The following is a 12,662-nucleotide window of genomic DNA, read 5'->3' on the forward strand; positions in this document are numbered from 1 at the left end:
TAAACGACATGGACTTCTTCCAGGCCCGACAGATGGATATCGAAGCCTTGGAACTGGTACGAGTAGCGACGGTAATCGATGCTTAGCGTTTGCAACAATGTGGCATAATAGTCGCGAACACGGACGATCTGCTCGCTGGCTTTTCAGCATGGGAACTTTAGAAAGCGGCAGGCTCTTCTTTCCTTTCCATCAACACCCGTGTTGCAGAACGCGATGCTTTCCGGTCCGCATCATAGTACTCACAGGCGACCGATGGCGGCACGAGGCATGGTCTGACATTTCTCGATTTGCTCATCGGTAGGTGCAAAGTTCAAGTGTTCCCAACAATTCCGGCGGCCGCTACGTCCTTCAGCATCCGTCGCTCGAACGAACATGTTGACGTCTTCCGACTTCAGCAAGATTTCACAGATTGCCACTCCAAGTTCGAAAGAAGAGAATTCTTCCTCGAATCCACTGATAATAATCCGAGACTGGGCAGGTTGATCGGTCTGATCAGTGACTTGAAACGGGAGGAGGACTGCCGTGCCACCAGCATCCGACTTGTTGTTGGCAAGAGTGCTGGCAAGCCGCACAGAAAACTTCACAGTACCACTAGCGCCCATGCAGAGGAAAACTGGCTGAATCGGATCGGAACCGACAATTGAAGATTGAAGTGTTACGATAACTTCGTCATTCGATATAGGCTTTCCGAAGAAGTTGCCTGCGTGGAGAATAACTTCAAATCGTAAGGAAAAGGAAAGAGAGTTTCATAGTAGATCTGTAGGCCGCTGATGAGCACGGTCACAACGACTATGTCCGAAATGATCGAGAATGGTCGCATTTGTGGCAATTTACCCATCGCGCAGGAGCCACTTCCTGAAAGAGTTCCTCGACTAGCTGACGCCCTCCCTTCATGCGACCAAGGACCGATCAAGATCGGATTTTCCACGTCGCTCAGATATTCATCGGCCAGGGTAACGAATGGGGCGTCGAGCCATTCATGGACACCTGCCTCCACGCGTTTCTCAGCCGCACGCAATTCGTTCAGTTTGCGGCAGGCGACTTTGTAATCGCGATCGAGATATTCGCGTTTGCCAGAGATAGTGGCACACCCAAACCCGCTCGCTTTATGAAGCCACCGTTTTGCAGATCGTTGTCGGGACATGGCAAGAGAACCTCCACAAGGAATGTACTTGTGAAAGCGCGATCTACCCGGCGTGCCACGCCCACCCTTTTGAAAAGGGTATGGCTACTGAAAAAGGACTCACTGAATTTTTCGTAAGTCCTTACCAGCAAAGAAGGTCGGGGTGACACGATTTGAACGTGCGACCTCTGCGTCCCGAACGTCGGGAAGCGCTTTTCGTAACCTGTTTGCCCGTAATTACCTTGGTTTACACCGAGCGAAAGAGGGCAGACTTCAGGGCAGAGTAACCAGTTTACGCTACGGCTTTCGACTCCAATCGAGGTGAAAGCCATGTCCCAAAACCGTGAACCGAAACCGTTCTTTCGCAAAGCTAAAAACGCCTGGTATCTCCAACTCGGTAAGAGGCAAGTCAGCCTCGGCCGCGACAAGAAGGAGGCCTGGAAGCGTTACCACCAGATCATGGCCGAGAGTCAGCCGATCCGCGAGACGGCCACAATCGAAACTCTTTTTGAGCGATTCTTGGATTGGGTCCAGGAGAACCGCAAGCCAACCACCTACGAAAAAGTCCGTCGTCACTTGTCCCGCTTCGCCTCCTTCAGAGGCAAGCAGACCAAAGTCGCAGCTGTGAGCGGAGCGGATCTTTCCGAGTGGGTCGAAAGCGAAGAGACCTGGAACTCAACAACTCGAAACGAAGCAATCACGTCGGTCGTCCGCTGCTGGAACTGGGCCGTCGGCAAGCGGTTTCTTGTGGCCAATACGGTGGCGAGTGTTCCCGAGAAACCTCGTCGTAAGCGTCGCGAGACGACTCTCTCGCCAGACGAATGGAAAGAGATGCTGGCCCACGTGAAAGATGAGCCCTTCAAAGACTACCTTACGCTACTGTGGGAAACCGGTTGTCGCCCCTTGGAAGCACGTCGGGTCGAAGCGAGGCATCTTGATCTGGAAGCCGGCTTAATCGTATTCCCGCCTTCGGAGGCCAAAGGGGAACGGCATGAACGAGTCATCTACCTGACTCCAACCTCCCTGGAGATCTGCCGCTGCTGGGCAGAAAAATATCCTGAGGGTCCGATCATGCGGAACACGCAAGGAAGGCCCTGGACGAAGGATTCGATCAATTGCCGCTTCACCCGTCTTAAGCAAAAGCTCGGCAAGCGGGTTTTCGCTTACGCCCTCCGGCACAGCTACGCCACCCAGGGATTAATCGATGGGGTGGACTCCGTGAACCTTTCGCAACTCATGGGGCATGCGGACGTGAGCACCCTTGCTAAGAACTACGCCCATCTCTCGAAGAATCAGCATTTTCTCAAAAAACAGGCGGAGAAAGTACGCAAGACTGCTTAGAGCAGATGCTTGCGAGGCGTTCGCTGGAGCGGTTCCAACCTAGTTGGTGCTTGCCGCTTCAGCGAGCGTTTTACTTCCTCGACATCGAATCGTAACGTCCCGCGACCGCAGCCGATGCGGTAACAGGGAATGCGATCTTCTTCGACCATCGCGTAGACGGTTTTGGAACTCACGCCCAGGATGTTTGCCAATTCTTTTACGCTGACCATGCCCCTGCTCCACTCCAAGGATTCCATTGTCATCACCCAGGGATAAGACGAGCGAATCGCTCTGATTCGGAAACGAATCGTTTCGATTGATACAGATAGGAAAGGTTGCCTGGATCCAAATTGGCTCAAGAACGCCGAGAATTAACTCAGGAAGCATCATCTCGCCTTAGAACGTGATGCCCCAGCCAAATGTCAGAGTTCGATCTCTCCGAGTGCCGAAACGGATGATTTGAGTCATCAACATTCCCAAGCAAAGAATCCCCTGCCAAGCCAAATACCGAACGATCCCAAATCCCGGATGGCGATTATGGAGCACGAATCGGGTTGAGCGTGCGTCCCGCGCCCGGAGATTGACGAGTTATCCACAGGCAACTGGTGTGTTAAATAGAGTTAGAAATAGGTGTTACGCTGTGGATAGCGTCTCGCAAGCCCTTGAACTTCGGCCCGTTTTGAGAACGCCCGGTGGGTGAAATATCGAAAGACGGTGGGTAAACCATCGAAGATGGGTGGGCGAAATATCGAAACTTCTTGACGGGTGGGTGAAATATCGATAGTTCAAATAGGGTGTGTGAAATATCGAACCCAGGATGCTTGTGACATATCCCGCTGACACTCGTTCTCCCCTTCTGCCGGATCGCCATCCGACGCCCGATTTCTTTGTCTGCGACATCTTTGATGCTTCTCCTCGGGGTGATATGGCCAGCATGGAGCATCCGATTTTTTCAGTCTCCACCAAGCCTGACACAAAAACGCGTAAGTACGTTAACGGGGACATCTTTGTCGAGATCAAGCCCTCGTCCGACGGATTGGCTACCGTCCATGACCGCGACATTCTGATCTACTGTATTTCGCAGCTAATGGCTTCCCTGAACGAAGGAAGGCCAATCTCGCAAGTCGTTCGCTTTAAGGCTCATGACCTAATGAAGGCCACCAACAGAATGACGAATGGCCAAGCCTATGCCGCTTTGAAGGCATCACTGGAGCGGCTGGCTGGAACACGAATTAGCACGAACATTCTTACCGGCGGCCGGGAGGAATTCCGAACGTTTGGCCTAATCGAACATGCCAGCATAGTTCGGGAAACCCGCGACGGCAGAATGCAAGACGTGGAAGTCAAGCTGTCGGACTGGGTCTATACCGCGATCGAACACAAGGAAGTTCTTACGCTTAGCCGCGATTATTTCCGCCTGAGAAAACCGCTGGAACGTCGGATCTACGAAATTGCTCGAAAACACTGCGGCAAACAGTCCATCTGGCGGATCTCCCTGGAAAAATTGCAACTCAAATGTGGATCACATTCCACGTTGAAGGAATTCCGCCGGATGCTTCTTGCCATCGTCGACCGGGACCGGAAGCACTCGCACATGCCCGACTATTCGATCCAGCTCGATGAGGACGACATGGTGACGTTTCGAAGTCGTGGAACCGTTCCCGGTATGAAGGTCAAAGACGAGACGATTCCAATTCCATCGCTGCAACCAGAAACGTATGACTTGGCAAGGCAAGCGGCTCCTGGTTGGGATGTGCATCTGTTGGAGCAGGAATGGCGGGATTGGGTCACAGAGCCGCCTCAATACGCCGATGCCGCGTTTATCGGATTTTGCCGGAAGGCGGTCAAGACAAGATCACAATGCCCGCAAAAATAACGCGATGTATGTGAGAAGTGCGAGCTATTCACCACGGGAATATTTTTGAAATCCGCGGTATGCTGCTTCATATAACTCGACCACCTCTGGCAATGCCAATGCTTTAAGCTCTGGCTGCCCAAGCTTTGGCCTGAGACGCATCCCGCGAACATGTCTTCTGAGCAAAGACGATTCCCAATTGCTATCACAGCCAATGTGACTGAGCACTGAAAGCATAGTACCATTGCTTCTGGACACTAGATCTTCGTATCGCACTGTCAATATTCGAGAATCACATTGTGTAATAGCAGCCCGCGTATTGTCGCACCAAATTTGTAGAACGCCGGAAGCGAATCCAGATTTTGAATACCAATTGGTCGCGGCATTAGACGCAAGGACGTCACGTGGATTACGCAACAGGTACACGATTCGGCCCTCTGGAAAGCACTCTAGCAAAAAACTAGCAATTTTCCAACCATGGTGTACTTCCTTGAATCCCCAGCGATCATAGCCCAACCGCCGCGTCTCGCCGGAATAGTAGGTAATTAGAAACTCTCTGGCAGCATGAGTGAACGAATCCGGAGCGTGAGGATTTAGATTGGCAAGCCAGTGGTTGAGGCCCTGCCTCTCGAATCCAGACCATTGACGCTCACTAATGGTCTTTAAATTCTCACACTTTTCTTGCATGTCAACAAATTGGGCAGCCATGCCATCATTTTCTCCCCAAATGAATACCGTTCCCGACGAGGAAATAAGTCGCTGTAAAAGCGTGCTTCCACAACGGTAGCAGCAACCTAAAAGAAAGACAGGGCGGTGAAAGTTCATCATGAATCTTTGAACGTGTCTATGCGAACACTTCGCAAACTAGGCTCTGTCAGAAAACAACGATTTGACTTTCATCCGGCAACCTCGAAGGCTTAAAGAAGACCAATTTCTCAAGCCGTACGGAGGTTTAACATGGCTCGCCATCGACTTACGGATGATCAATGGGTACTGATCGCGGACATCTTTCCACCCCCGGCACACACGGGGCGGCCGCGTGTCGATCGGCGGATGGTGGTCGACGGCATTCTGTGGATCATGCGAACCGGTGCCCCCTGGCGAGACCTGCCCGACGAATTCGGCAAGTGGGGAACGGTCTATGATTTGTTCACCACCTGGAATTCGGATGGAACGCTCGACGAAATTCTCGATCGGTTGCAGGCCGGTTTTGTCGATGCCGAAGCGATCGACGAGCAACTGTGGTGCGTTGACGGCACCAACATTCGGGCTGCTCGTTGTGCCGCCGGAGCGAAAAAAGGGGCGGTCGGACGCAGCTAGCGACGAAGCTTTAGGCCGTTCTCGCGGCGGTTTCAGCACGAAATTGCATCTGCTTTGCGACTCGCACGGGCACCCGCTGCACGCCTGTCTTTCACCCGGGCAACGACACGAATCAAGATACTTGGAAGAACTGCTCGAAGGGTGCGATATCCAAGGAGACGAACAGGATGATTCGATCTGACCTGTGTTCCTGGCAGGCGACAAAGGGTATCGCGCCGATTGGATCGATGAGTACCTGATCGAACAAGGCATTCTGCCCATCATTCCAAACAAGGAAGGTGAAGACCGTTCACAGCGACTGGCCGAATTCGACAAGGGTAAGTACCGCCAGCGCAATGTCGTCGAACGCCTGATCGGCTGGCTCAAAGAATGCCGCCGCATCCTAACCCGCTTCGAGAAGCGAGCCGCAAACTTCCTCGGAATGGTGAAGATGGCCTTCATCGAGCGATACTTGCGATTAATGTGTTAAAACGCGTTTTCTGACAGAGCCTAGATGGCCTTGGCGTTGGCGGGAATGGCGAGATCACATCTCAGTACAATGATATAACTATTGACAGTTGCACGGCATTGTCGTTTCAGACCTGAAAGAGGAATTGATGGGTGGCACAATAGACTCGTATGTTGCTGATTTCTGCGCACGCAATCTAAACTCAAGCGTGCGTTTTCCCCCGGTTCCAGGCTTCCGCTGGCCGCCCCTGTTCGATTGGCTCCGCAGATCTCAACAGATATTACATTGTTTATTCGAGTATACATTTTAAGTATCAAAGCATTCTCGGCAACGACTTGCAGCGGATTCGCTTTACGTGACTCATAATAGTCAAGATTATTTCGTCAAGCGGTCTCGTGTGGGATCTGAGTGGAAGAGCTTCTCTCTTTTGCTTGGGCACAAGCTACATTGCGGTATCGCCTTCGAATTGACAAAACCCTCTAAGGCATCAGTTGAGCAATCTGAGGCACATGGGGAGTACTGCCGGAACAGCTCCCATTCCCCAAAGCTCTCAAGCTGTAATCGAAATTCGAGTAGAGGCCAGTATGCAAGAGCGGGGCATTTCCAAAGTCGCTGTTGATAAAGCTGCATGCAGCTTTTCTGCATGCAGACCTTGAATGCGTCATTCGGCTTTGAATCAAAAGGCATCGGTTTGCCATTTACAATTTGGTATTGGCGCATCCATCCCCGATGCGATTTTCGGATCTTGATATTGATACCATGGAAGCGTCTCTTCCAGTCCGATGCAACTTGCTCAGCCTCTCTAAACTGTTTAAGGTAATGTTCGTGAGTGCCATGCTGGCTCAACTCAAGGCGACAATCGACTTCGACCAATGCGTCTGGGAGCGCAGGGTGGCGACGAAGGTGCAAACCATTTGTAACAAGCATGAGCTTGGATTTAGGCCAGCAGTTACGAGCCAAGAGCAGGTGCTCGATTAGATTAGGATTGAGAAGCGGCTCGCCCCCTAACAGTGCAAGAGTCCCGGGGTGTATTCGATCATTCCAAGCTATGTAGTCTCTATAAGCAACGGAGGGACTGGGCATTCGTCCCCTGAGATGAAAGTTGCTATAGTGACTGCATTGCTCACAGGAGAGGTTGCATGAGTGTGCAAGATGATACTCCAAGGATGGAATTGATATTAATGCCATATAACCCTCTTCAGTCCGTGCTTCTTCAAACTGGCTCGTCGAAATTCCGGACGCCGGCGGTGATATCCAGGGGGGTCAATATGCCGATGCCTGAAAGAGCGGGCAACATTGACCGCAACTTTTACACCTGCCAGTTTAGCTCGCCAAAAAAAGTCCCAGTGCTCTTCCATTTTCAAGGTCTCATCCCAGCGAACTGCCGACAGGATATCCCGGTATGCAACAAAGCAATTGCTCACGAAATGGCACCAACGCAAAGGTCCGCTGGCATGATAGAAACCTCGCGGAATTCTAAGTGTACGCCCCTCCACTTTCAGCAGTCTTGGTCGACCAACATTGCTGCTGAGAGTCGCCAACAGGTCGATCTGCTCATTCTTAATTAACTCATCTACCAAGCCTCTCAAGTGAGTTCTTTTGGTTACTTGATGGTCATCGTCGGCAAAAAACACGAACGGAGTGGTAGCCATGTCGAGAAGTCGATTGCGTCCGGCGGATAAGCCAATATCGTATTCGGTTTCTATGATCTTATCTGCCATCGCAGCTTCCTCTGGAAAGTGCGTTCTGAACCGAAGTTCGGGCATTCCATCGTCCAGTACATGAATTACCGGCCGTTCATCTTTGCAGTAATGGCATATGCTTCTGACAAGGGATGCACAGCATTGTGGCCGGTGAATCGTCTTAATACAGAAGGTTGCTAGGTTACGCACGCACTATGCCCCCACCAGGATATCGCATCGAATCAAAGCCGTGCTTTCTCAATCCGAGTTTTCGGAAACGCGGTCGCGCACGCAGCCCACCATAAGAATTATTAGCGACGTGCTTGTGCACAACCTTACAGTCTTCTGCGACGGCAATTTTGAGATGCTCGACATGACTTGCACGATAAAAGAATTCCCAGTGTTCATAGGTCTTAATTTCTGGATCCCAACGCAGTTTCGCAATAGTCTCTTGGCGAGCTAGAAATGCATTGCTCGACATGTCACACCATGCCAGAGATCCCAAGCGGCGATGTTCCCCTCGAAACATCCAAATACGTCGGCCATTCATGAGTGGCGCAAATCGTAAGGGCCTTCCTCCGTCACCTTGTCTCACTCCAAGGATGTCTATTTCATTTTCCTGAAAGTAACGACAGACGCGATCAAGGTGGAAGTCCTGGGTAACTACATGGTCGTCGTCCAAAAGGAAGATATATTCAGTGTCCGCAGCGTCGATTGCAGTATTTCGTCCCACACCTACGCCAACGTCAATGTCGTCAAGGTTAATCACGCGACAATACTTTGCCGTATCAGGATACTTGACGGAGAAACGCCTGTCACACTCACCATCATCCACCACAATGATTTGGGGCTTGCTAAAATGACTTCGCAATGATTCGACTAATCGATGACACGACCAGGGACGGTGGACGGTCTTGATACAGAAAGTTATGTCATCGGGGGAGCATGTAGTATTGGGCGTCATTCAGCACCTATAGAGTAATGTTGTGATACGAAAGCCTGAAGGATATCTGGCGAGTTCACCAGGGCACCCAGATGATCTGGTGTCATTGCGATGCGCGATTGTAGCGGCGGTAGCATTAAATGATCGAATGATCCAAAAAGCGGGTTAGGTGGAGGTGCCCGGCAAATGGCGAATACAAGTGCTGCTGTCGTAGGTTGATCCTATGATGCGTAATTGAGTTCGTGGCACGAGTGCAGGTGATTCGGCGAAATTGATGGATTGGTGCGATTGGAAGACGCAAGTCAAATGACAACGCGGAAATCCGATGGAGTAAATAGTACCATTCAATGAAGTGCTATAGCCGCTAGGCCGTGACATGGCGACAGCTCGGGTTAATGAAGTTTACGGCCTTATCGATTGCGTCTGATGAGGAATCGAGGCCGATAAACGTCTGAATTCTACGGGCAACGAGAAGTGGTTGTTCTAATAGTTCAGAATAGTCGACACGAAGCACGTGCTCTGGAGGGAGGCTCGCGATAAGTGCTTCCTTCTCGTAATGCAGCCACTCCTGATGAGCCCTAAGGCCTTCGTCATCTAATGATTTCTCTCGGCGTTGAATAGAGGCAACCGATTCTTCAAGGGGCCGATCGGAAGCAATAACCCTCAAACGGTCTCCACAAACGGCCTTAAGCGCGTCTCCGCAAACGCATAGTTGAGGATATTTGCCCCCAGCAAATGTTCCACGCCGGCGGGCTTCTCGTCGCTTTTGGTTGATAAACCAGCGAAGCTTGTGTTCTATTCTATCAGCCGGTATCTTCCGTTCCTTATCGCGAAGCTTTGCCACTTCTTCTCCAATTCTCATGAGTGAGATGGCTTCGAAGCCGCACGATTTGTCCGGGTTATTCCCGTAGTACCCAACGAGCTTATTGCCAACATGGAGTCCAAGATGGTAGCAAAGGCCTGAAAGCGCCGATGAGCCGGAGGAATGAAGCCCAAGAATCGCAAAAAAGGGGTCGTTGTCAATATTCTGTTTTGAAGTTGTGTCAGCTGCGGGCCAAAAGCGTGGCATTTCAAAAACCCGACCATTGATATTACTCCTGCCTTCGCGCTGGCCAACAAGCCACTTCGGAGGACAATAGATTCGATGGCTTTGCTGTTGGTGCAACCGCCCTAAATGGTGGTCGATATGGTGTAAATGCCTCCAGTCGTTGAAACGATGCAGCCATTTATAGAGAGTTCGACCGAATCGCTCGACGTTCACGGCAAAAGCATGCGTTCGATTTACATTGTAAGGCCTATAGACGGACTCATTGACTTGTTCTGGTGGAGTCTTTAATACCTTGAGGTGCTGGCCACCGAGGTATAGCATGTCCCAATCTGTGCCGTCTGGAATCGCATTAAGAAAGTCCCTTGTCTTTTGGGTGAAGCCAGGTAAGAATTTGGCATCGTCCTCAAGCAGCAAAATCCGCCTCAACCCATTATTCAGTGCGTCCTCAATCAGTCGTGTATGCCCGCGAAGGCACCCCCAGGCCGCGTTGCCGGAAGTAAAGAAATCTGGGCTAGGTACTTTCTTGCCATCAATCGCCGAGACTCGTATCGGCCGCTTGAAGGGCCAGTCAGCAGGCAGACCATCTGTGAAATCTCTCCAGCGATCTGGGCGACGATCAAGATTGAGGCAATAGACCGCGTCAAAATAGTCCATGAAATCATCAGGGGCGGATATCATTTGTCGATCCTTGCAATTGACGCATGTTGCACGAGTTTCCGGAATTAGTCGATTTATAGTGCACCGACCATGAATTTCACACTCGTAAAGTGGTATTGTTACGCGGGATGGGGATGTAGCTAGCGTAATTTCGTCGATCACATTTCGACGATATGGGCACATAGCAATTGTAGACATGGTGTTCATGATGATAATGTGATATCAATTGAGGCATCCTTTGCATTGCAACATTTCGTGACACCGGTGATGTTGCTCCATCGAGCAGCAACGGGAATGTGAGTCCCCTTTACCTTTTGCGTTTCGGACGAGCACCCGGATAACCGTAGGTGCCACCAAGTGGCGTTCTTTTTTGTCTCACATCTGACCTCGAAGTTTAGCTGGTTTCCGCAAAACTCATCTGTGACTCCAAGCCATGTAGCTGAGTCGTCGTTCCACTTAATCTCGATGATTAATCCATGCGCGCACGAACAGTTCGAATTTTCGCTAAAGATTGTTAGGTAAAGGCTGGCAGGTAGATCGTATGCAGAAAATGTTGATCGCAAGCCCATGAAGCTCGCGCTGCCGCCAGACGAGGTTCCGCCAGACGAGGTTCCGCCAGACGAGGTTCCGCCAGACGAGGTTCCGCCAGACGAGGTTCCGCCAGACGAGGTTCCGCTTGACGAGGTTCCGCTTGACGAGGTTCCGCTTGACGAACTGTAGGATTCAGAACTGCTATTCGAGTTTCCATAGCTATAGCTGTAACTAGGGCCACTGCTGGAATAGTTCATGCTACTGTCGCCATGCGAAGAATTCGATTCTGACGAACTACTAAAGGAAGAACTGCGAGAGATTTCGGAGATCGAACTGCTCGAATAGTCAGGTGAGCCGGATGCTGATTCGCTTGAGGAATAGCTGCTACTCGATGATGAAGAGTATGAGGAAGATGATGAATAGCTACTGACACTCGACCATGATTTGCTGGATCCGTAACCGCTTTCACTTTCCTGCCCTGGAATCATTGTTAGTCTCCCGGATATGCGCTGCGAATAAAGCGTTCGTTTGCTTCGAATTGTTCTCGTGAACGATTCGGAAACCGCTTGTTTTCAAAGCCACGGCGAATACCCGTAAGGCGAACCGAGATCGTTACTTTTTCATCGCTTGGCTTATCCAATCGAATGACAAGTGTTCCTCGCGATACGGAGGCGCCCACGAAAACAGGTAGGTTGGGCACAGCTCCGCAAACGCGAATGCTGTTAGGTTCACAAACTTCAACATACTTTGGATCGATGGGCACTTCCGTAACGGCACGATTTGTGCAAACCTCCATTACATCATCAAAACGCACTTCTGGCATCTCGGCGACAAATAACGCTGTGTACCCAGTCGGTGACCAAGTAGCAGGAACAATAGCCGTGCTCTTGTCGGACTCTGAGCCATGTGAAGGATGGCTGGTTGAGCTATGATGGGACTGGCTGTGGCTCTCTGATCCTGAATGCGATGAGTGTTCAGAAGATTCGGACGAATGCTCCGAGGAATTAGACGATTCCGAAGATTCTGACGACCCTGAAGAATGCGAGGACGAGGAGCTAAAACTGTATGATGATGAACTGCTTCCACATTCGTAATCGAAAACTTCTGTGATGACTAAATCACCAAATTTGTCCTCGACAGCATAGACAAGCGTGCAACCTATTGAGGAGTCTCCAGAACCACCGAAGCCGCCGCTTTCTTCGCCCACCGTCTTAGAGCAAAGATTCCAGGCAACAACAACCTCTCGCTCTCCTTCGCTGTCCTTAACATAGTCGAGCGTTCCGGAAAGGGAGTTTCGCTTTAGAACCCAGCATTCTCCAGAGCCCATTTGAACTTCCCCGTAGGGCATATAGTGCTCAGCAGGGGGAATAGGGTCAATTGGCTCGAGGATTAGAGCAACCCTTGGAGGGGGCAGGTGCACGATTCTGTATCTGCTCTGCTTGGGATCGCTGTCGTCGAGGCACGCAAGGCCAATATCGCCTTTCACACCAAAAAACTGGTAAGGCGGCTCATCGCCAAATGGTTGGCGTGCCTCCAGGTTGTAGACATCAAACCCGGAATCTTCTGGATCATCATAATCGGGATCCGGGTCGTCTCCCTGCCAGTAGTATCGATGCCCCGCGTCGTCAACATACACTTTCGCCGCAGCCTTTTCCGTGGACCGCGTTAAAGGGGCAGTTAGCTCGAACTTGACCCACAGCGCCTTACAACATTCGCAGGGACTACTCATTTAATT

13 protein-coding genes and 1 pseudogene are annotated in these 12,662 nt (G+C 51.0%); 5 read left to right on the forward strand and 9 right to left on the reverse strand.

The window, feature by feature from the left end; translation table 11 throughout:
- Positions 1-239: 239 nt before the first annotated feature.
- Together DTL42_RS13190 and DTL42_RS13195 are read right to left on the reverse strand one after the other, a co-directional pair.
- Complete coding sequence (locus DTL42_RS13190) at positions 240-572, reverse strand: hypothetical protein (protein WP_147274266.1); 333 nt, start codon at positions 570-572, stop codon at positions 240-242.
- 83 nt (positions 573-655) lie between these two features.
- Positions 656-1,144 (reverse strand): hypothetical protein, encoded by a 489-nt coding sequence (locus DTL42_RS13195; protein ID WP_114369184.1) that lies wholly within the window; start codon positions 1,142-1,144, stop codon positions 656-658.
- A gap of 309 nt (positions 1,145-1,453) precedes the next feature.
- Here DTL42_RS13195 and DTL42_RS13200 point away from each other — a divergent pair, with 309 nt between their 5' ends.
- Positions 1,454-2,464 carry a tyrosine-type recombinase/integrase gene (locus DTL42_RS13200; protein WP_114369185.1) on the forward strand — a complete coding sequence of 337 codons (1,011 nt, stop codon included), beginning with the start codon at positions 1,454-1,456 and terminating at the stop codon, positions 2,462-2,464.
- On the opposite strand, the gene DTL42_RS13205 is transcribed toward DTL42_RS13200, so the two are convergent.
- Entirely contained in the window at positions 2,461-2,673 is a 213-nt protein-coding gene (locus DTL42_RS13205; RefSeq protein WP_158545361.1) for a helix-turn-helix domain-containing protein, read from the reverse strand. The genes DTL42_RS13200 and DTL42_RS13205 overlap by 4 nt on opposite strands.
- 593 nt (positions 2,674-3,266) lie before the next feature.
- Here DTL42_RS13205 and DTL42_RS13210 point away from each other — a divergent pair.
- Entirely contained in the window at positions 3,267-4,319 is a 1,053-nt protein-coding gene (locus tag DTL42_RS13210; protein WP_234824196.1) for a replication initiator protein A, read from the forward strand.
- A 24-nt stretch (positions 4,320-4,343) separates the two neighbouring features.
- Here DTL42_RS13210 and DTL42_RS13215 read toward each other — a convergent pair whose 3' ends face one another.
- Complete coding sequence (locus tag DTL42_RS13215) at positions 4,344-5,126, reverse strand: sulfotransferase family protein (RefSeq protein WP_114369188.1); 783 nt, start codon at positions 5,124-5,126, stop codon at positions 4,344-4,346.
- Between the two features lie 129 nt (positions 5,127-5,255).
- On the opposite strand from DTL42_RS13215, the gene DTL42_RS13220 reads away from it, so the two are divergent.
- Both DTL42_RS13220 and DTL42_RS27010 read left to right on the forward strand, forming a co-directional pair.
- Positions 5,256-5,618 (forward strand): IS5 family transposase, encoded by a 363-nt coding sequence (locus DTL42_RS13220; protein ID WP_114369189.1) that lies wholly within the window; start codon positions 5,256-5,258, stop codon positions 5,616-5,618.
- Positions 5,619-5,802: 184 nt separating this feature from the next.
- Positions 5,803-6,087: a transposase gene (locus DTL42_RS27010; protein WP_114369191.1), complete on the forward strand. Its 285-nt coding sequence runs from the start codon at positions 5,803-5,805 to the stop codon at positions 6,085-6,087.
- 354 nt (positions 6,088-6,441) lie between these two features.
- Here DTL42_RS27010 and DTL42_RS13235 read toward each other — a convergent pair whose 3' ends face one another.
- The 4 genes from DTL42_RS13235 to DTL42_RS13250 form a co-directional block, all read right to left on the reverse strand.
- A complete protein-coding gene (locus tag DTL42_RS13235) occupies positions 6,442-7,254 on the reverse strand; it encodes a radical SAM protein (RefSeq protein WP_114369192.1) in 813 nt (270 codons plus the stop codon).
- Positions 7,245-7,787 (reverse strand): glycosyltransferase family 2 protein, encoded by a 543-nt coding sequence (locus DTL42_RS13240; RefSeq protein ID WP_234824197.1) that lies wholly within the window; start codon positions 7,785-7,787, stop codon positions 7,245-7,247. Before DTL42_RS13240 ends, DTL42_RS13235 begins: the two co-directional genes overlap by 10 nt.
- A 163-nt stretch (positions 7,788-7,950) precedes the next feature.
- Positions 7,951-8,712: a glycosyltransferase family 2 protein gene (locus tag DTL42_RS13245; RefSeq protein ID WP_114369194.1), complete on the reverse strand. Its 762-nt coding sequence runs from the start codon at positions 8,710-8,712 to the stop codon at positions 7,951-7,953.
- A 343-nt stretch (positions 8,713-9,055) separates the two neighbouring features.
- Positions 9,056-10,417, reverse strand: a complete 1,362-nt coding sequence (locus DTL42_RS13250) for a hypothetical protein (RefSeq protein ID WP_114369195.1) — start codon at positions 10,415-10,417, stop codon at positions 9,056-9,058.
- A 607-nt stretch (positions 10,418-11,024) separates the two neighbouring features.
- On the opposite strand from DTL42_RS13250, the pseudogene DTL42_RS27160 reads away from it, so the two are divergent.
- Positions 11,025-11,162 (forward strand): annotated as a pseudogene (locus DTL42_RS27160) (hypothetical protein); the annotation flags it as partial.
- Between the two features lie 255 nt (positions 11,163-11,417).
- Here the strand turns inward: DTL42_RS27160 and DTL42_RS26015 are convergent.
- Positions 11,418-12,656 carry a hypothetical protein gene (locus DTL42_RS26015; RefSeq protein ID WP_147274267.1) on the reverse strand — a complete coding sequence of 413 codons (1,239 nt, stop codon included), beginning with the start codon at positions 12,654-12,656 and terminating at the stop codon, positions 11,418-11,420.
- Positions 12,657-12,662 lie beyond the last annotated feature (6 nt).

The sequence above is a fragment of the Bremerella cremea genome (assembly GCF_003335505.1).
Lineage (GTDB): Bacteria > Planctomycetota > Planctomycetia > Pirellulales > Pirellulaceae > Bremerella > Bremerella cremea_A.